This is a genomic window from Bacteroides sp. MSB163, from assembly GCF_036416795.1.
GTDB classification, from domain to species: Bacteria; Bacteroidota; Bacteroidia; order Bacteroidales; family Bacteroidaceae; genus Bacteroides; species Bacteroides maternus.
This window is the reverse complement of sequence record NZ_CP143867.1, coordinates 1577136-1599140: the sequence shown is the minus strand read 5'-3', so window position 1 is coordinate 1599140 and position 22005 is coordinate 1577136. Positions and strand designations below refer to the sequence as shown.

General features: G+C 40.7%; 9 protein-coding genes. All 9 read right to left on the bottom strand.

What is annotated here, in order from left to right:
- Positions 1 to 35: 35 nt before the first annotated feature.
- Entirely contained in the window at positions 36 to 2498 is a 2463-nt protein-coding gene (locus VYM24_RS05465) for a TlpA family protein disulfide reductase (RefSeq protein ID WP_330941692.1), read from the bottom strand.
- A gap of 333 nt (positions 2499 to 2831) precedes the next feature.
- Positions 2832 to 6449 carry a family 43 glycosylhydrolase gene (locus tag VYM24_RS05460; protein WP_330941691.1) on the bottom strand — a complete coding sequence of 1206 codons (3618 nt, stop codon included), beginning with the start codon at positions 6447 to 6449 and terminating at the stop codon, positions 2832 to 2834.
- A gap of 30 nt (positions 6450 to 6479) precedes the next feature.
- The gene (locus VYM24_RS05455; protein WP_330941690.1) at positions 6480 to 9155 is read right to left on the bottom strand and encodes an MG2 domain-containing protein; all 2676 of its coding nucleotides are present in this window, start codon (positions 9153 to 9155) and stop codon (positions 6480 to 6482) included.
- A 155-nt stretch (positions 9156 to 9310) separates the two neighbouring features.
- Positions 9311 to 10222, bottom strand: coding sequence for a hypothetical protein (locus tag VYM24_RS05450; protein WP_125910726.1), 912 nt, complete (start codon positions 10220 to 10222; stop codon positions 9311 to 9313).
- A 123-nt stretch (positions 10223 to 10345) separates the two neighbouring features.
- Complete coding sequence (locus VYM24_RS05445; protein ID WP_330941689.1) at positions 10346 to 11272, bottom strand: BT_3044 domain-containing protein; 927 nt, start codon at positions 11270 to 11272, stop codon at positions 10346 to 10348.
- Between the two features lie 25 nt (positions 11273 to 11297).
- Positions 11298 to 13295 (bottom strand): RagB/SusD family nutrient uptake outer membrane protein, encoded by a 1998-nt coding sequence (locus tag VYM24_RS05440; RefSeq protein ID WP_330941688.1) that lies wholly within the window; start codon positions 13293 to 13295, stop codon positions 11298 to 11300.
- A gap of 15 nt (positions 13296 to 13310) precedes the next feature.
- Entirely contained in the window at positions 13311 to 16394 is a 3084-nt protein-coding gene (locus VYM24_RS05435) for a SusC/RagA family TonB-linked outer membrane protein (RefSeq protein ID WP_330941687.1), read from the bottom strand.
- 28 nt (positions 16395 to 16422) lie between these two features.
- Positions 16423 to 17751 carry a hypothetical protein gene (locus tag VYM24_RS05430; RefSeq protein ID WP_330941686.1) on the bottom strand — a complete coding sequence of 443 codons (1329 nt, stop codon included), beginning with the start codon at positions 17749 to 17751 and terminating at the stop codon, positions 16423 to 16425.
- 367 nt (positions 17752 to 18118) lie between these two features.
- Positions 18119 to 21985 carry a hybrid sensor histidine kinase/response regulator transcription factor gene (locus VYM24_RS05425; RefSeq protein ID WP_330941685.1) on the bottom strand — a complete coding sequence of 1289 codons (3867 nt, stop codon included), beginning with the start codon at positions 21983 to 21985 and terminating at the stop codon, positions 18119 to 18121.
- Positions 21986 to 22005: the final 20 nt, after the last annotated feature.

The window sequence follows — 22005 nt, the reverse complement described above, 5'->3', positions numbered from 1 at the left end:
CAACAGACAGCTATTTATTTGCTTCATAATATGAGTCATTTTTTACTTCCAAAACGTTGCTTCAGATATTTCTCCAGATTATAAGTTCCCGGAGAATTTCGCAATACAGTACCATCTTTTTCTATCCACTCATAATGAGGGATACCATTAAAGTGGAATAATTGGCGGAGATAGTTGTAATCTGCCTGGGGGATACGATAACAAGCCTCACCTTTCAAATTCTTTTCCACATACTCATTATAAGTCTTTTCGGGACTTTCACGATCACTGGTGATGTATATGAACTGGAATTCCGGATGATCTTTATACTGTTGGCGCAAACCGGCAGTATGTTCAATACCTCCACGACAGGGACCACAGAACGTTGCCCAAAAATCTACAAATAGAGCTTTACCCGCATGGGCTTTAATAATATTACGGAAGATGTCCGTAGCGGGCCCTTCAGGTAAAGCATACGTGCTATCATTTTGTTGCGGAAACGCTTTGGCATACAAACGTTCCGCCTCAGCAAACATGAACGGATGGCTGATTAACTGTTTTTCTTTCTCCAACAGGCTACGGGCACCTTCCCTATCCAATTGTTTTAAATCAAAAGGAAGACTACGCAAAGTAATGATCTGCGAAACCAACGGAATATATCCGACTATGGTATCCAATCGTCCAGATTTTTCTCTTTGATATCTAAAGAAAGCATTTATTTTCATTTTTTTTTCATCTTCTGCCTTTTGATTTTCATCAATTGATACAGAAACACCATCCATTACCTCGTTTTCCTTTCGATAAGCTTCGAATAAATCCTTATATTTTTCTCTAAGTTCTTCCCATATCTTTGTCTCCGCAATGAGTTCGCTTATCTCTCTTGTCACAGTCTTACCCGCTCTTTCTTCGCTATCTTTTCGCATTTTTTCTTGCTCGGGAGTCAATATTACACCATTCTTCTTCAAATAAGTAAGAACAGATTTTTCAGGATATTTATAGGTAATCTTTCCCATTTCAACAGTCGTCGTATCACCCATAGCCCTTGCAAAATCCATATACTCAAGGCGGTTGATAAATGTACTGAAATGCCTGTCCGCTACGATAAGACTATCGTTAAGCGGCATCTGTCGTAAGAAGTGGTAATAAGTTGAATCTTCCTTAACCTTCAGAACCTCGTTATCTTTATTCTCTCGCGCCAGATAAGCTCTGTCCATTACAAAGTCCAGCATCTGATAACCTTGGGAAATCCTTGCCGTATTTCTCACCAAGCGTGCCGCCTTTCCCACATATCCGTTGACAGCTACAAGCGAGTCAGCCTGCTCTGACCAACGACGAAACATGGGTTCGCAACGCTCTGCAAATTGTGCAGGGGTCAGCTCTTTCTGCATCTTCGAGAAATCCTCATAACGGAATACGAATAAATCATCCACATATTTCAATGCCCTTCCTATATATGCAGTAGTTCCCATGTAATGGACATTATGAAGAGGATAATAATAATCACGGGCACGACTACGTGCCATTACAGCTTCCCAATCTACATACATGGTTACAGTTTGCCCCGGCTCTATATAAAAGGGTAACCAGTTATTATTAAACACTACCGAACTTACCATAGGGTAGTTGACCTCAAACTTACACTCAAACCTTCCATTGGGTTGCAGAGTCACTACCATCGGATAGTCTTCCCTCGTCAGGTCATTGGAAACATAAATCAGACCATTGGTAAAACCTAATTTCTGATCATAGCCGGCAATATATCCTTGCAGGCAAACACTATCACGACGGAATACCGGCCTCTCATCCTCTTCAACCTGCATCGCCTTCATGCTTCCCGCATCCCGTGAATAAAACCGGGCGGGTTCTTTATCTTTCTTTATCCGGCACAGACCATTCTTTTGCGGGGTAAGTTCCAGTTCCACTTTATCGCCCCGGTCATCTTTCAAAGTCAACAGCATGCTTTTGCCTTTCTGACGGATTGCTTCGTACTGATAGAAACGGTTGTCCATGACAGCAAGAGAATCGTATATGCCGAAAGCCCATTCATAATAGTCATCCATTCCCATCCAGTTACCGGAAACTTTATCGAAAAGTGAGGCTTTGGCATCTTTCTTTTCCAAAGATATATAGAATGTATGCGACTCATCGCCTTCATCATCATCGAGGAAATGAATCTTTTTTGTTGTTTCAGGAAGCGGTGGAAAAAGAAGTACAAAATCTAAAGTTCCCGAGTCCGGAGTATATACTTCTTTATCCAGTTCAAAACCTTCGCTCCCCGTAAGATAATATTTCTCACCGGTATCCGCATCTTCCAGATAAGTGTTCTTACCCAGCATCACCCACCAATGCGGACGGAAAATAACATGGATATGCAACCTTGTTGCATCCGGAGTACGTTCAATGCGAGGAATATTATAGATACTGCCCGAACGGAATTTAAACTTAGGATTGTCGATTACATTTTGTGCCTGAAGCATACCAGTAATGCAAAGCAGGAGAAGGAAAATAAGTTTTCTCATGGTATAGTTGTATATAATTAATTTCTACTAAGGTTCAAAGATTGATCACTCTGACAAATATAAGCAATAAAAAAAGAAGAACTTTTATTTTGAATAAATATTTTTCAAAAACTGATATTCTAAGAGTAAAGCATCCTTTCGGAAAGGCTACACCCTTTATATGAAAAGGTGTAGCCATGAGACTAAAAGGGTGTAGCCATCCGGGCAAAAGGGTGTAGCTCTTCCAAAGCATGGATACAAGTACCTGTAAGCCGGATTACAGTATCCTTATAAATACGTTTTCAAAGAAATAGATTGCCCACTTATGTAAACTAATCAGATTCCATCATCGGATTACTTCAGTATGGCAATCTTCTCTCTTCCCACAATATAAATTCCTGCAGACAAATCCCGGATCACCTCACTTCTGCGCACCTGAGTGCGGAGCTTGATTCCCGTAATGGTATAGACATCTACCAGAGGATTTTTCTCTACGGTTACATCCTCGATACCAGTAGGATCTTCGTAATCATCGGAATTAGTCAGATAGACTTTCTCTATGACAATGGGCTTTCCTCCTAACGACCAAAAGCCTACAATATAAATATGGCTCGGATCAAGTTTCACTTTGGGATTACCCTTATACATATTATTCAAATCGACAACCACTTGCTTGCTGCTCTTGATTTCATATTCGGCAGCTCCCGACCAATAGTTATTCTCATCAAACAAACGGAATGAAGCACCGTTGTCCGAGTTATCATTGCCCATTTTTGCCACAACGTATTTATATTCCGATAAATCAATACCGTTGTCGTACCACCAGCCGCCGAAACCATACTGTCCGGTCATTAATGTATGCGTATTCTCATCAAAAGAGCCGGTCGCATAAATATTGGGATTAAACAATTCTGCAGTTAATGGAAAAGTGGAGGAAGTGACATGAATCGTCAAAGACTGACGGTCGCCCAATGGACCTTTGTAGCTGATAACTACATCACTTTCTCCATCCTGCAAAGCCATTATACGCCCATTAGTTACACGCACGACATCCGGATTTTGATTTTCATAATCGGCCGCCATAGTGATATCTTCCGTATGGCCATCGGCATATATTCCTTTCACTGTAATTGTAGAAGAACTCCCGGTAAGCAAAGTTAGCTCTTCATCTCCATTGATGGCCAATTCGGTTAAGGTTAGTGATTCCTCACTATAACCCTCAAAAGAATCGTCAAAATAGAACTCTTCATCAAACGCCGGTTCGGTAGAGAACCAGTCTATATCTACATAGCCACCTGTCTGGACAGTTGCATAATTAAAGATAGCGAACTTATTACCTGTGAATACCGTCAGATCATACTTCATGTTCAGGTCATCTCCAAATTTTGTATAGTTCTTGTTGTCCAGGCTGTAGTAGAAACCTGCCTTACTCGTGCTGTAATTGGCAATAGCTCGCAGATAGATTACCGATTCAGTGACTACCTCTCCTATCTGCTCCGACTTTGCAGCCGACGAAACTACAGGGGCAGTGGTATAAACCAACCGCTTCTGTCCGTCTATGACTTTAATACCAATAAAAGCATAAGGGTCCTGAAATACTGCCAATCCTGCCACATCGCCTTCTTGCATTTTTCCTATCTCCATTCTGACCGTACCATAAGAATGCTCCAAATCCTGTGGATATCCCAGAATTCTTTGGGTCAATGTGTTCTTGGCTTTATGCAGGCTGTCAGTAACATTTGCCGTATACAATCGCAAATAGCCGGCATGTTCAGTCAACGACCATTTTGATCTGTCTGCATTATGATTCCATCCCCATTGCAGTCCTAATTTATAATGTCTGAAATTATCATTTGTAGGCAATGACTTTATAGGGTATTCCTTACCAACATCGGGCTTACGATAGGTAGTGACTCCTTTTCCGTTCTCACCGATTTCAGGCCAACCATCCACCCATTTTACGGGTTGCAGGTTAGGGAACCGTCCATAAGCGCCTTTATCGTAGAAAAGCATAGTCCACCACTCTCCAGTCTGCGTTTCTATCAAAGCTCCCTGATGAATGTTGTCATCGTCTATCAGCTTCTTCTCCTCATAAGGTCCGTAGATGTCTTTGGAACGGAAAACAGTCTGGAAAGCAGGCCACCCTCCATACGTAGAGTAGATATAATAATATTCACCTATCTTATACAAACGGCTCCCTTCGAGTCCTTCGCGGAAAGACCATTTAACCACATCCTTATCTCTGCCGGGAATTTTATTGAAATCTGCATCCAATTCGGCTATGCGAAGCTGATTGATACCGTAAACTACGTATATTTTATCATTATCAAAAAGCAATCCGCAATCATAAAAACCGTCATTCAACTTCTTCTTTTCCCATCCACCTTCAATATCAGTAGTGGTCAATAGGTATCCACCTTCATCCAGTGTAGTAAACAGAAGATAGAACTTGCCGTCATGATATTGAAGCGCTGTTGCCCACTGTCCGCGACTGTAACGATTCTGACCATTTTCAAGATTATAACCATCAGATGCCTCTATCCGCTCCAACGGATTGCAGCAATACTCCCAGTTCACCAAATCATAAGATTTCAGAATGGTAGCTCCAGGAAAAATGAACATAGTAGTGGATACCATGTAGTACACATCACCTACACGGATTACATCAGGATCAGGGAAATCACCGAAGATAACGGGATTGGTATATGTTCCATCCCCATTATCACTATGAGACTGATAGGTGAAATCGGGACGCGGATAATTCTCCTTTGCATATTCCTGATACCAGTGATAGGTAGACCACGGACAAGCTTCCGGATCAGTCAGGAAGGTGTATGCCTCTCCTTCGGCAGGTGGAGTATCTTTAAACTTCGCCAGCAAATCGGCACCCGTAAAAATAAGCCAGCTCACATTGCCCGAATTATCTACAATATGTTTCATATTCGCTCCAAAACCCGGACCGCCAAATGTACCGGTATGGGCTTTCCCCCATGAAGCATTATATTTTGACGGCGCCCAATCCATTTCTGTTATCATGATAGGTGCGAATGCCGCTACCGGAGCTACAGAATCATCCCATCCCTGCTGGAAAGGTTCATATCCTCCTGTACTGGAACCACCGTCTCCATTTTCCCCGTCACTTCCCATCCAGCCCGGGTAAAGGTGAACAGCATAGCCAATATTTTCTCCCTCAATCGGATTCACAGCAAATCCTTTATACAATCCCTGATAACCCAAACCGGGTATCCAGAGAATATTATCACAGCCCTGTGCACGCATCGCATCTACCACCGACTGGAAATACTCTTTCAGTTTATCGAAGTGTCCCTGCGAACCGGCTCCATAAGTACCATCAGGCCCAAGTATATTAATCGGCTCGTTGGCCAGTTCAAACATAATATTGGGATGATTCTTTAATTTCGGATGCTGGGCTACATGTGTCCATACTTTAATAAGATACTGATTATACTCATCTCCTACGGCTATCTTTTCCGGACAGACTCCGGGAGGACGCATCACTACATAAAGCCCTTTTGAGACGGCATATTCCGCCATCGGAATAAAGACTCTATCAAGATAAGTTTTAAACCGGTTGAAATCGAATGCTGAAATATCATTCTCTCCTTCTACATGAATTCCCAGAGAATTTGACCAATACGGGTCCATGTGTAATCGAAGAAAATTCATTTTCCAACCGGCATCCATAATGTCGTCAATCAGTCCTTGATTGTATTTCAAGCATTTTGCCACGTCATAATTGTCCCACTTCTGTCCCATCTCATTGAACCACGGACTATAGGTTTGTGCAAATCCATGTAAATTAACCTTATTCCCATGCGGGTCTACCAAATAACGGCCTTCGACATGCAATCTGGGCATTGGCATATCTTCCCATGCCCAAAGCGTGGAGGAAGACATCAAACAGCATAAAGCTATAAGAAATTCGTAAAATACGTTTGTAATGTTTTTCATAAGCAATATTTTTAAATTATTCTGAGAAAACTAATAAGAAGCATTATGCCGCGATACAATTTTCTCACCTGAATAAATGAGATTGCCTGAAGCGCAGACACCTTCTATCACTATCCCATAATCGGCTGCAGAATCAGCCGTATAGAAACTGACGTGAGCAGTTCCCGATTCATCAACCTGAACGCTCGGATTCCAGTATATCGTTGAACGCAAGTCAGGGGTGGTGGATTCTTTCTTTGCTTTGGTGTCATACGCCGGTGAGTAAAACTCTACAGTCTGCTGGTAGCCAATACCCGCAATAGTCTGTATGTTGCTGTTCATCTTATTTTTCTGCACAAACCCGTTCTTCGTAGTGACTACTATGGCACCATTTCCCGCAGCCGACCCGTAAAGAGGACCGACAGAAGTGGCAGGAGAGTAAAAAACATCTTTGATATCATCTACGTCCAACAGGTCAAAATCGAAATTTTCTTCGGGAACATTGTCCAGTAACACCATGACCGGAGCAAATCGATAACGCACCTCATTATTTGTGACAGTAATGCCCGGCAAACGTCGCAAAAGGTCGTATGTAGAAATAAAATGTCCCTTTTTCACATCTTCTTCCGTCAGCACCTTCGAAGTCCCCACCGAATAAAAGGGAGATTCCGTTTTTACAGCTCTCTCTCTTCTGGCTGTCACTATCACTTCCGCCAGATTATAGACTCTCATTCCATTTTCTATAGTATATTTTTGGTCCATCTTTGCCATATAGTTTTCTTCTATATGTGGTTTTTCAATGCGGGGAATAAATCCGATTTTAGGGGCAGGAAATGATTTATAGGGGTCCAGTTCAATAAAGACCTTTGAAGAACCTTTCTTGCTAAGAGCCTGAACTATATACTGAGTACCGCTGGGATATTCCAGCCTGTCGAATACAAACCGCCCATTCCGGTCAGGCTTCGCCAGTTCTGTCCCGATGAGCGAATCTTTAAGGGCAAGCAAAGAGATATTTCCCTCTTTCAATGCAGAAAACAAGCCCTCTACTTTACCGGAAACTTCGTCGCCCAATTCCAAATTGTAGGGTAATGTGTCGGTTATATTACCTTTCAATACCTCCGGAATGTTGTATTTCCGCCAGCCTTGTGTCATCATCAGCAAATCCAGGGCATAGGAAGAACTGCGGCTGTCCTGCAAGTAACTCAACGGTGACTCAATGTGTCCTTTAAGATCGGAAGTGAGCAATAAAGTGGAAACAATGTTAGAAACGGTATCCGGCTTCACGTCTGTTCTGTCAACAACTGCAAGTGCGAAGTTGCCTGACATGGGGTTTCCGTTTATATCTTTAATCTGTATATCCATATTTACCTTCTCTCTTGCCAAGTAGTTTTCGCGGTCGAGCCGAACTTCAGTCTGCGCCAGCGCGCTTTTTTGCAGAGAAAACACTAAACGTTCGCTCAGAATGTTTCTCCCTTCATCAACCAGCAGAAAATGAACGATACCCGCCGGGAAGAAATTTTTTTCGAAGTCAACATAACTTTGTTTGTTATCCCAAGGCTGTGCATACAGAACGATACCGCGTAAATGCGCCACCAGCGTCAGCGAAGTTCCCAATGGGGTATCGGGTGATTTGGAAAGACTTACCCGCAAATAATCTTTAGACCAAAGTGTATTCAGGGAGATAGCATCCGGAGAAGGCTCAGGCAAATCAAAACGCCTGGAAACACCTGTTCCGTCACTACAAACGGCATGATACTTTTTTCCGGGAACATAATACATCCGGAAACTCCCCATACCCAAATGCTGGCTCTTGAAATCGGCACATACCTGACCTTCTTCGTCAAGTACCTGACCTTCTATCTCTGTAGACAAACCATCTGCATCAATAGCCTTAAATGCCATTTTGATTGTGGTGGACTGAGCTGCATGACCTCCTTCGGGAAAAAAAGCTACATCAAAGTTTTTACTCAATTCGGGGATTCTGAAATAGCGGTTGGATATTTTTCCATCATACACTGTTTGCAACAAAAATGTACGCGAAGCGGGAATTTCTTTCTTTTTGAAAGTGTAATGGATATTTTCTCCTTCCAATGATAAGACTTTTCCTTTTTTGTCCCTGTCTCCATCGGGGAAAAGAATGGCTTGTGTGGGAGTGACGGATCGGTTGTCCGGTTTACTGAGAAAATGTATTTCTGCATGAATGTCATTGTTCTCAACAGAATAATTGATTTCCGGAGATATCGCTTCGGATACGGGATCGGATATATAAATCAGTTTATGGGAGAAATACTCTTCACCTATATTCTGCATGAACCAAGTGTAGGCTCTGAGAAAATAGTTACCTTCCGGCAGGTCTTCACCCAATGGAATATGTCCGTAAAAACATCCCAAAGAGTCCGGTCTTATTTTCACTCTCTCCACCAGATTGCCCAACGGATTCACCAACTCTACATATACATATCGGCTGGCATTAGCTTGTTTTAGCATAAGGGCATCTACTAAGTGCGCCCTGAACCAAAGGGTTTCACCGGACATGTAGATGCCACGGTCAGTCTGAAGATAAATTTTTTCCTGGGGGAAATGTGACAACTCTTCTCTGAACAGGTTTTCAATGGTATCTGTCGGTACAGACTGGGGAGCGGTACCATCTGCCCAAAGGCTGGGAGACAGCATCAGGCAGCACAACCATACCATGTATTTGACAGAACTGTTCGCAATGTTCTTCATTATTTTTTCTTTTTAATTATTAATTCACCACAGAATACACAGATTAACACGAATACTTTCTCATTATCAGCATTGTAGAGTAACAGATTGCTTTCTTCCCTGTTTTCCAATGGAAAACAGGGAAGAAAGCAATGGAAAGATTTCACAGGTACTTATTAGTAAGTAGGCATTGGAGAATCTGGATAATAAACTACTCCATCCAAAACTTGACTCATTTTTACAGAACGGACTATTTGGCTCAAAGGCTCTAAATTAGTTGTTTTATACACACAATAGTTTGTACATGCTGGTAATGATGAACCATTACCAGGAGACAATTTGGGACACCCTCCATCGTAAAGACGAATATCTAAAGTGAAAGTCGCATCCGGACGATCCCAAAATCTATCTAATTGTGGATGGCTAATTTTTATTACCTCGGACATAGATGAAGTAAGAACCGGGAGATCAACCCAATTCGTAATATCTTCAACATCATATACAGGGTTAGAGGTATAAGGGTAATAAGGAAGGGATTCATAATGATCGAAGCTCTGAACATGCAAGATATATAACAATAACCCTCTTTTAGGAAACTCTCCTCTCGAAAAATAGAAATTATGCTCCAAGTCTACGCCTATACTTAATACTGGATATCGTGGGTTATATCCATGGCTACAATTTGGTGGAGCAGCAGGATCATTCATAATACCGAGTGAAATAGTTATTGGTTGACCAACATATCCATTAGAAGAACGACCTCTTACTGTCGCTACCACAGGTCCACTGTACGATGCAATAGAGGACAAAAAAAACTTCTCACTTCCAGAGTCGTCACTACTTGAAAATGAACCCAATGACATACCAGACCCAGTAGATACTCCTACTTCGATGCCAACATATTTACCAAATGGCTCATTCCAAGAAATAGAAACAACATTCCCTGACAATGACAAATCAAGAGAGCCTGATGGCCCCCTTGTCGTTGCAGACGAAGGGTCATTTTTTTCTTCTGTGATCGGATCATCTTCTCCTTTACATCCGATACATAATAGCATCAGAAACAAACAATAAAATAAATGTTTCATAATGGTTCAGCTTTAAAAATTTGACAATATTTACTTATAGAATGGTGTTTCTCACGAAGCACCATTCTTAAACTAATGATAATAAAAAAGTCACAATCTGTTTTTTACCTTAAAAACACCTTCCTAATAATCATATTTTCTATTTTCTTCCATCCAGTCGTTTATCTTACGCACTTCATCATCATTCTTACGCTCTTTGTATACAAATCCTCTGGTTTTCTTTTGTATCCCATCTTCTTCGAAAGTATACCACAAATCATATACTTCCATCTCCGGATAGTATTTACCACCGCCACTGATAAGTTTGAACTTATCCCAAGACTTCAAGGTTACTGAATTATCCGGATTAACAGTGATATTGAAACAAAAATCCGGTCTATAATCTGTTGACCCTTTTGACCACTCATTCTTTTGATGATACATACGTACAGTGTTACCATCAACTACAGCTTGCAACGTGCGAGGCGACTTATAGATAATGGAATCTTTCGGATTATCAGCAGGCTTAATCACACCGTCCATATAATAAAGCCCTGAATAGTCATTCATCAGATTCAGACGGATTAGCACCACTGTATCTTCTTTAGCCAATTCAAAACGAGATGTTCCACTAAGTTTAAACGCCATCATATAGAGCGAATCTATATGCAAAGTGGATGGGTCAATGTGAACAGGATACGTGCCATAGGTTTCACCCTTTTTCACAACTACATTTTCTTGCGGAAAACTATAGATACCATTTGTCAACGTACGATATTTTATATCATCCGAACCGAGTTCTTTCTGGTTATAACTTTCAATACCAGAAGGAAATTCTTCAATAGTAACAGTTATATCTTCCTTGGTAGGCAGCGAACCGCTGATGGCAACCGATGCATATATGGTATCTTTTTCATAACCTATATTCAGATCTCTATTTATAATCTTATCTTTTGCCCCAACCAGATAAACCGTTTCGGGCCATAAATTCTCTTCCATAGGTATTTTATTGTCGCAACCCGCCATACATGCCAACAGCAAGGTTATCGAAAAAAATGCTATTTTCTTCATATTATCAACTTTTAGTGTTTTCATTTTAATTCCATCCTGGGTTCTGTACCAACTTACCGTTCTTTCTCAGCACATTTCTGTCAAGCGGCCACAGATACATCTTGTTGGAAAACATACGTTTCATGGTTTTTTCTGTATTCCAAATTCTTTCTGTATAGAACTGTTCGCGTTGTGATTCGCGAGCACTTACATCCAATCCTCTGATGGGTTTGTTGTAAGCGTCATAGGCATCTTTCCAACGGCGCAAATCCCAATAACGATGACTTTCGAAAGCAAACTCAATCAACCTTTCATGCTTAATCAGTTCACGCATCCTGCTTTGGTCGGCTGCATCGACAGTTGTGATTCCCGGTTGACCGGCACGATAACGAATCTGATTGAAGTATTTCACCATCTGATCCACATCACGAGTAACCGTCACCTGCCCATCTTCGTCCGTATACGAACCTTCCATTTCGTTCATCGCTTCTACATACCCCAACAATACTTCGGCATAGCGGAATATCGGATAAGTTTTCGCTTTTACCACTCCATTCCAAAAGATACAATCATCCTGATGCACATATTTCCGGCAGGTATATCCGGTTCTGGTTCTGTTATCATTATTATTCATATCAGATGCACTACCTCCGTAATAATAGTCGGTAACATAGTTTCTGGTACCTGCTGACAAACCGTCACGGTGAGAAGTTGTAGGCCAGATACAAGCATTGAAACCAATAGCCGCATAAAAACGCGGCTCACGACCATCATCACGATGAGCTCTATTTCCGGAAAGAAGATAATCTGACGAGAATGTTTTATCTTGTCCCACTGCCTGCCATGATTTTTCCGCCTGAGTAGCTTCACTAAACGGTCTACCGTCAGCCATCCGGTATTCATCAATCATATCCAAAGTAACACTAAATGAAGATATTCCCCCCAATTTGGAAGGTGTCACAAGAATATAGTTTCCATTATTTCTTGAAAAATAGATGTATTCTTTAACCAACTCAGGCTGGTAAGTACCATCAAACAGCGTCTTGTATGACTTATAGGGATCTATGCCTCCAGCTCCATCAGGGAAGTTGGCATCGGATACCGTCTCGGGAAGAGGCAATGTGCCTGTACCCTTTTCATTCACTATTTTAGGTACAGTATGAATGGCATACTTATTCATATCAATAATCCGTTTGAACGTGGCGGCAGCTTTTCCCCACTTAACCTTGTCTTCCGTCTGGGCAATGAAATTCCTGCCCTCTGAGTCTTTCCAATCGGAATAATAACTGTTACCATTGAAAAGGGGGCTGGCAGCATAGAGTTGCATACGAGCTTTGAACGCCAAAGCAGCACCCTTGGTAGGTATATACTGCAATGCATCTATACGACTTGGAGGCAGCAATTTAGCTGCTTCTTCAAAGTCGGCACAGATTTTCTCTACACACTCATCGTAAGTGGAACGCTCGAATGAAACTGACGCTACATCTTCGTCCGTATCGAAAGGACGGTCGGGAAGTACAACCACAGGCCCGTACAATCTTACCAAATAGAAATAGAAGTAAGCCCGCAGAAAATAAGCCCTTCCCTTGAAATCACGCATTTCCATCTCGGTAAGCTCCTGGTTTTTGGATATATTCTCCAATACGATGTTGGCCTTACGGATTCCTTTATAGCAATCGCCCCACGGATTAAACCATGAGTTCGTTTCTTTCACTTCATCATAAAGTATAGCATTTCCATTCGTTACAAACGGAACGATTGCTTCATCTGAGCCCAATCCACTGGGCAATGTAGAAGACGCTCCCCAACCATTCATAAGTATTGATTCATCGGGAAGCAGTGCAGCCGCTCCATTGATATACTCTTCCGTTCTGGAGCGGGAAAGGAAAATGGAGTCCAGCGTGGTCTGATCATACACATATTTGTCAATGTCCAAGTATTTTTCGCACGAACCGAACATAATGCTTGAGACCAAAATAACGGTTATTGCAGCTATTCTACCGAGAAAACCGAATTCTCTTTTATAATTTCCAAATTTTATCATAATTGTCAGGTTATATTAGAATGAAAGATTAAGCTGTAAAGTATACACTCGCTGGACAGGATAGACTGTTCCATTATCTCCCGCTTGTGCAGGATCCAGCATCTTCTCTTTAGACCAAACTGCCAAATTGTCTCCAATCACACTAATTACTGCTTTCTGGAGACCAAACTTTTTCAGGAATTGGTTCTTGAGTGTATAAGAGACTTGCACATTCTTCAGACGCAAGTAACTACCATCAGACAACCAAAAAGAAGATGATTGACTATTATTACTGCTACCTCCATAATAAAGACGAGGGTACTTGGCGTTCGGATTCTCGGTGGCAGGGTCGCCTGAGATTTCACGTGAAATCCATCGGTTTGCCGGATTGGCAAAGTCTGTAATCACATTACCAGCTGTACTACCCGAGAATGGCTGATACATATTTCCACCTTTAAAATAGGTCACGCGGCTTACTCCCTCGAACAGAACACTTACATTAAAGTTCTTCCAGTTAAACTCTGTGGCAAATCCATACTGTATCTGAGGCACATAAGAATACTTCAAAGGTACAATATCATCCCAATTGACAATGCCATCGCCATTGACATCCTTATACTTGATGTCACCAGGCAAGTAATTGCCAAAATCCTGACGAGGACTATTATCTATATCTGCCTGGTCTTTAAACAAGCCCAAAGCTATCAAGCCTCGGTTAATTCCACTTTGATATCCTACGGCTGATTGGTAATCGTATTTCTTAAGGTCTTCCTCGAAATTAGTGATTTTGTTCATGGACTGTGTGTAGTTGGCACGTACAATCAGGTATTTGTCACTGTCACCCAAAGGCTGTGTATATGAGATATGTCCATCCATACCCCAACTCTTCATTTCACCTACATTGGCCCAAGGCAATGACGGAAGTCCCATCTCTTCGGGTACACTCTGGCGTTGTTGATAAATACCGGAACGTATATCCTGGAAGAAATCGACTGTCATTTCAAAACGTTCGTGGAAGAAACGTGTATCAATACCGATGTCAGCTTTCTTGGCCTTTTCCCAGCGCAGGTTGCTGGAACCCACTTGCGTTTCGGTCAAACCGGAACCGTTATTCCAACTGCCGGAACCTGTGTGACCAATCAAAGTCAGATAGGGAAAACGTACCGAGTCATCCCAAGTGAGACGGTCATTACCTACTATACCATACGAAGCCCTGATTTTGAAATAATTGATAAAATTGTCCTTATTACGCCAGAAGCGATATTGCGTGGGAGCCCAACCTATAGAAACAGCGGGAAACCAACCAAATTTCTTACCTTTCTCAAAAGCCTCCGAACCGGTGTAACCCATATTAAATTCGGCCATATAAGTATCATCATACGAATAAGAGAAACGGCTTGAGTAACTATTATAACGTTTAGGGATAGCAGTCAGCAATTGATTATATTTCGATGCTTCATAATCGCTCCATTCGGCCTTCACCAAAGCACCTACCTTATGTACCTTATTAAATGTCTGGTCGTAATTCAGTCGGAAATCCCAATAAATTCTACGCTCAGTGTCATTCCAATTTGTATAATAGGGCTCCACTGCATCAGATATTTTCTCCAAATCGAGTGTTCCATCACGTTTATAACCATGAGCATAATAAATGGCCGGCATTTTTTCGCGAACTTGGGTTCTCGCACCTATCGAATTAATGTTGACCAATCCTGCAATACTCAGTCCGGGAGTTATCATCTTCAAATCCTGATTGAGCTGCATCGTGATTTTATTGTCATTGGAATAGAACTTACGATAACCCGTCATATTCAACAATACATACGGACTGATATTCGATTTATCAGTGCCATATCCAGGTGCCTGCCCTGTGGTGTACATCAACGGTACTGTCACCGGAGTCAGATTGGATTGTGCCTGCCACAATACCTTACTGTCGTTTCCATATCCCGGATAATTCTGAGTAACAATCACAGTCTCTTCATTCAGCGAGAGCGTAGTGGTGGAAGTGACATTCACATCCACATTGGCACGGAAATTAAACTTGTTGTAATTTACGTTCGTATTGTATTTGTTTACACCTTTGTCTTGCTTAAAAATAGCATCTTTTGTCGTAAAACCAGCACTGATGTAATAACGAGCCACTTCACCACCTCCCGATGCACTCAGGAAGTATTGTTGGTTCCAGGTATAGTCTTTCAAGATAACATCCCGCCAATCCACATCCGGATGAAAATCAGGATCCATGTGATTTCTAAACAGTGCCAAATCCACATCCGTATAAACAGGAATACGTCCACGTGTTACGGCAGCTTCGTTGGCGAGTGCCGCATATTCCGCAGCACGTACATATTTGGGCATTTGAGGAGAATAAGAAATACCAGTATTTGCCTTCACCTGCAAATTCAGCTTTCCCGCCTTACCCTTCTTGGTACTTACCAATACTACACCGTTGGCACCACGCACACCATAAACCGCCGTAGAAGAGGCATCCTTCAAGATAGAGAAACTTTCGATGTCTTCGGGGTCGAGCGTATTCAAGTTACCTTCGATACCGTCAATCAATACCAAGGCACCCTGTCCGGCACCAAAGGTACTAATACCACGCACCCAGAACTCGGAGAAATCCTTACCCGGCTCTCCACTACGTGTAACGGAAATGATGCCCGGAACACGTCCGCCCAACATGTTGCTTATGGAAGTGGCAGGAGTTTTCAACGTAGCCACCTCAACTCCAGTAATGGCACCTGTCACATTAATCTTCTTCTGTACCTTACCCGATGCCGTAATCACAACCTCGTCCATTACATTCGAACTCTCCTTCAACACCACGCGCATGCGCTCGTCACTCTTGTTCATCTTTATCTCCTGAGGATCATACCCCACATAGGATATGACCAACGTATGCCCGGCTTTGATACCCCCTATCTTGAAACGACCGTCAATATCCGTAATGGCACCCATAGAAGGAACTTCCTTTACAGAAATCGATACTCCGATTAAGAGTTCGCCTTTCTCGTCCATAACCGAACCCGAAGCTACCACAGTCTGTTGCGCATAGGCCAAATTCATAGAACTTACCCATGCCATAATAAACAGTAATATATGTTTAATCTTCATCTTGATTCATTTTATATGATTTCTACTTTTATTCAATTGTCATTTTCCGGATTGCCTTTGAAGATTCTTCACCAATGAAGAAGTTCTCTTCCGAATCCAAAGCAATACACAATGGATTATCAAACAATGCATCCGTAGGGAATCCGTTAAGTCTTCCTGACCGATCGGGAGCTCCCGCTACCAAAGAAACAAGCCTTCCTTTGATTTTCACAATGCAATGGCTATTTTTGCAACATACATAGAGTTCACCGTTACTATTCACCGCCATTCCGCAAGGTTCTTTCAATACGGCATCGGTCAATCTATCTCCAAAAGCTGTAGCCAACCATCCCGGTTGGAAGCCAGCATAGCGTTCCACTTGCCATGCGCCCGAAGTATCTTTCCATATCTTCACAATGCCATTACTCTCAGGATAAGAGGCGAAAAAACACTTATCGTATTTACTATAAGTCAGATAATGCCTCCACTGGCTGGTGTTCACTCCATCAAAAGCCGGGTAATCTGATGTAGCAAATAACTTTGTATAACCTTTATCTTCCAAATCTATTTCATAAAGACCATCACCGGACATTGCATACAAATAGCGGTCATCTTCAGCATAAGCCAATGCCCCCTGGCAATCGCCTTGGAAAGGTATTGTGAGACCAAGAGAGTTTAAAATCCATCCATCCGCACGGGTAGCTGTGTATAAAGCGCCTCCATTACGGGGCATGATACTCACTTTTTCTCTTGAACTATCAACTGCAACAGCACCCATATAACCAATATTAATCAGACGAATCACCGTATTATCCTCTAATGACACAAAATAGGTACGGTCGCCCCATCCTCCTCCAACGAAAATGAAATTATCACTCTTTTGTCCTGCAACAGCTACAATTCCTGTACACTCATTCATTCGGAATTCTTCTATTTTACTGTCATCTGACGATGTCCATCCGTCTTCACCAAATTTTCCCAATATTGTTTTCACAGATTGAGTTTGATAATACTTAAACTTCACATTGTCAGAGGTGTACCTTTTACCTTCCACTTCCAATGTTATCTCGTTATAGCCAGGCAACTGCTTGGGGATAAGCCCATACAATTCATTTCCGTTGTTGTTTACTATAACCGCTTCCTTATCGGCAAAGAAAACTTTGACTTTTCCGGTCGTATCAACTGGAAAGTTTCCTTTGATAATAAAAGAATCGTTGATTCTTCCCCAGTCGGGTGACATGGATTTTAACTCAATAGGCTTGCTCGAATCATAATAGTTGCCTATTTCAGGCCATTTCTCAATTACTTCTTCGCCATTACAACTTGCGAACAAAATACTTAAGAAAAGAAAAACAAAATAAAGCTTGTTGTTCTTCATAATATATAAGTAGTGGGGTTCTATGTTTTTCATTACTAATAGTAGTCATTGGTACCAGCCCCCCTTTAAATACCAAAGCTACGTAAAACTCATTGCAGATTACCGAAAGTGATATGTATCGCTACGGTTATCTCTGATTCTACAATCTTTACATAATAGCTGACTTAACCGTCATTATCATACATACATTTCATAAGATTAACTTGATTAGATTTAACATAACAATAACTCCATCGATATACATTCCGTACATCGATACACAAAGCTACAGAAGTGTACCCAATACACTTTTAGATATTAGATATATAATTTTAGATATTAGATATTCTAACTAATAAATAATAAAAAAGAGGAAAAAAGAAGTAAATCACACCTCTGTAGGAGACTTTCCAAAATATTTCTTAAATACCGTACTAAAGTAACTGATACTGGAATAACCACAAAGTTCGCTAACTTCCGTGATGGTGTATTTATGAGATTGGAGTAATTCTAAAGCCCGGTTTAAACGAATGGATTTAATAAACTCAATAGGTGATTGGCCTGTCAATGCTTTTATTTTTTTATATAACAGGGAACCGCTCACATACATTTCCATAGCAAAACTTTCTTTGTCAAAATCCAGATTTTGCATATTATTATGAATCACTTCCACGGCTTTTTTCACAAACTGATCATTAAGCTCATTCGCCAGAATAACCTGTTGCTCATCATTATCCGGCTTTATCAATTTCAAAGCTTTCTCTCTGACGATTTCCCTGTTTCGCATAAGGGACTTTATCCGTTGCTCCAAAAGTGATATATCAAAAGGCTTTGTGATATAATCTTCTGCCCCCAGACCTAAACCTTCCAATTGGTCACTTTTATCACAAAGTGAAGTTAACAGGATTACCGGAATATGCGAAGTTTCAAAAGTAGATTTGATCAATTTACATAACTCAAACCCATCCATATCAGGCATCATCACATCTGAAATAATCAATTCAGGAGATTCTTTCTGAAGCAATTCCCATGCTTCATTACCATTGCCAGCTTCTAAAATGTAATATTGATTTTCAAAAGAATACTTCAGGAAGTTCCGCAAATCCTTATTATCGTCCACGATTAATATAGATTTCTTCTTTCCGGATCTATCATCTTCCTGTTTATATTCCGACTGATCAGACGGATCATCGGCAGATATGATATTGCCCGGTTCTTCATGTTCAACAGGTGCAACCTCAACCACTTCTTTATAAGGGATGTTTATTTTGAATAAAGAACCTTCATTCTCCTTACTTTCAAGTGAGACTTTTCCCTCATGCATCAAAACGTAATTCTTCACCAACAACAGGCCTATCCCGGAACCTACCATGCGTGAATTAACCTTATTATCTCCCCTATAAAACTCTTTGAACAGCTTCTTCTGAGCATTATCCGAGATACCCAATCCATAATCTCTTACCTCCAAGCTCCAATAGTACTCATTGCAATTCAATGTAAGCTCCACTTTACCATTCGTATGGGAATATTTGATTGCATTAGATATCAAGTTATCAACGACTTTCTCTATTTTCAATTCATCAACAGCTGACATATAAGATTCCCTGTTAGAGACAAACTCCAATATAACATTCTTTTTTCCCGCCGTAGACTTGAACATTGTTTTCCGCCTGTACACCAAATTAACAATATCAACCATTACCAGAAACAGTTGTCCTTTCCCCATATCCACTTTCTGAAAATCCAGGAGTTGGGTCGCAACATTAGATAAACGTTCAGACTGTTCCGTAGCCAGATTCAGATAATAATGTCCTTTATCTGATAGTTCCTTCTCTTTATTCAATTCCTGAATAGGCGCGTTTATCAACGTTATCGATGTACGAAGATCATGAGCGGTATTTGTGAAAAAACGAATTTTATCTTCGGCATGACGCTGTTTTAAACGATTTATATAGAAATTAAGCACAAAGAATGTAATACTCATTATAATAATGAATATTACCAGGCGGAACCACCACGTCTGCCAGTAAAGCGGTATAACGTGTATATCCAATGTACGTTCATCGACTATCTGAGAAAGTGAATTATTGTACATTTTTACTTTAAGCCGGAAATTTCCATTAGGAATATTGGTATAAGTAAGTATTTGCTGGCTGGAAGGATGCGACCACTCAGCATCAAGACCTTCCATTTTCCATGAAAATTTTATTTCTTTGGAAGAAACCCCAATAGGCAATACCTCAAGTGTCAGAGTATTCTGATCATATTTGAATGAAATATCTGTTTGCTTATTTACCGGAATTCCACGCAACAAATCCTGATTTTCTCTGATAGAACTGCCGGAAATAGTGATATTCTGGAAATAAATCTCCCCGTTGAGCTGGGTATGATATAATTTATCGGGATTAAACATTACCGCTCCATTATTTGTACCCCACATTAATTCACCATTGCGTAATTTACAACTGGCATTCACATTGAACGAAGCACTGGAAAGAGCTAAAGTAGAATAAAAAGTATGCACCGTGCTGTCGGCAGGATTATAACGGCACAAACCATTTTCCGTACCTAACCATAAATACCCATTATCATACATGACACTGTTAACATAATTAGATGGCAATCCGGATTCCACTGTTATTTTATGAGTTTCACGAGTCGTGTAGTTATGGTGCAGCAATCCGTCTCCGGAAGTAGCCACCCAAATATCATCCTCCATTACTAAAATATCTTGTGCAAGGCATTCCGGTAAAAAAGAGATTTGCCCTGTTTCTTTGTCTAACAAAAGCACAGAATAAGTACAGGCCAACAACATTTTTCCCGGAGAAAACTCCATAAACGTACGCATGGGCTGTGCACCATACGTATGAAAACGTTTTTCTTTCGTTAAATAACATATTACATCTTGGATACCTCCAATCCAAATATCACCCTCACTATCCTTATATATATTCATTATGAATTTACCATCAGACTTCAAATCCGATGTATTCCGTGGATAATGAACCAATTCTTTTCCGGTATTCCGATCTAAAACATAAAATCCGGATGAGAACGACCCTGCCCAGATGTTTCCTTCATTATCTTCACATAATGCCAGAAATACCTGTGCCTGTGCCTGTTTATTCTGATAATAAGTATCCCATTCATTAGTGGCGACTCTCCACCTGCTTATTCCATTATTCGTAGCAAACCAGATATCTCCTTTGCTATCTTCCAGTATCTTGTTTACATTGTTATTCCCTAAAGAATTCGGATTATTGACCTGATGGGTAATTTGATTAATTAAGGGAGATTTCCAGTCGAAGAAAGAAAGTCCACCCGTATAGGTAGCGACCCATACTCTTTGCTTACCATCGCAAAATATATCATAAACTCCATCCCCATGAAGAGAGAAAGGATTATCAATATCTTCTTTCAGAATGTTCAGAACCTTTTTTTTATCCTTATCCAATTCCCATACTCCCTGCCCGTCAATTCCCACCAATAATGTTGAATCAGCACTTTCCGTTATCACTCCGATAGGCTGCCTTGGAAAACCGGAAAATGGCAATAACGACTTTTTTTTCATGTCCAGATAAAAAAGACCGTCAGTAGAAGTCCCTATCCATAAAACCTCTCCTTTATTATCATAAAAAAGGCTGCTTATCTGGAAAGCATTATTTATTTCACATACACTTTTTTGTTCCAATGTATTCATATTCAGCAATCTAATGCTATCCTGATACGTTACAAGCAAATGTGTTGGATCATAAGGTGCTATACTCTGTGTCATAGTTTGTTTCTCGCCTATTTGGGAAAACATTCCATTTTTATATTTGCACAATCCTCCGGAAGTAGGAATCCAGAGAGCCTGTTCATCATCAATAATGACTTTGCCTACACTTAAATAAGAATTTTTTAATGAAACCCTAAGATCCAGAAATAAATCAAACCGGTCATACAGTTCATTATAATGAAAGAATTGGCCATTATTCGTATATGCTATTAAAAACGAATTATTATAGGCCAACTTTACATTTATGATATTGGCTGTTTTATAAGGAAGCTGATAAATGCGATAATCACTTTCCGTAATTCTCAATATACCTGTTTTAGAAGAAGCCCAAATAAAACCATTCTCATCTTTGCAGACAGAAGCCATCTCCCGCATGGAAATTCCATACATTGCATTAATATTATAAAACTTCACATCCGAAGCATATATATTAAAAATAGAAAGAAAAAGAAAAAATATAAGCAGTCGTGATTTCATAATATTACAGTTAGCTGCTG

Coding starts and splice junctions, on each gene's coding strand:
- VYM24_RS05425 (WP_330941685.1), bottom strand. CDS start 21,985: ATGAAATCACGACTGCTTATATTTTTTCTTTTTCTTTCTATTTTTAAT.
- VYM24_RS05450 (WP_125910726.1), bottom strand. CDS start 10,222: ATGAAACATTTATTTTATTGTTTGTTTCTGATGCTATTATGTATCGGA.
- VYM24_RS05440 (WP_330941688.1), bottom strand. CDS start 13,295: ATGATAAAATTTGGAAATTATAAAAGAGAATTCGGTTTTCTCGGTAGA.
- VYM24_RS05430 (WP_330941686.1), bottom strand. CDS start 17,751: ATGAAGAACAACAAGCTTTATTTTGTTTTTCTTTTCTTAAGTATTTTG.
- VYM24_RS05455 (WP_330941690.1), bottom strand. CDS start 9,155: ATGAAGAACATTGCGAACAGTTCTGTCAAATACATGGTATGGTTGTGC.
- VYM24_RS05460 (WP_330941691.1), bottom strand. CDS start 6,449: ATGAAAAACATTACAAACGTATTTTACGAATTTCTTATAGCTTTATGC.
- VYM24_RS05435 (WP_330941687.1), bottom strand. CDS start 16,394: ATGAAGATTAAACATATATTACTGTTTATTATGGCATGGGTAAGTTCT.
- VYM24_RS05465 (WP_330941692.1), bottom strand. CDS start 2,498: ATGAGAAAACTTATTTTCCTTCTCCTGCTTTGCATTACTGGTATGCTT.
- VYM24_RS05445 (WP_330941689.1), bottom strand. CDS start 11,272: ATGAAGAAAATAGCATTTTTTTCGATAACCTTGCTGTTGGCATGTATG.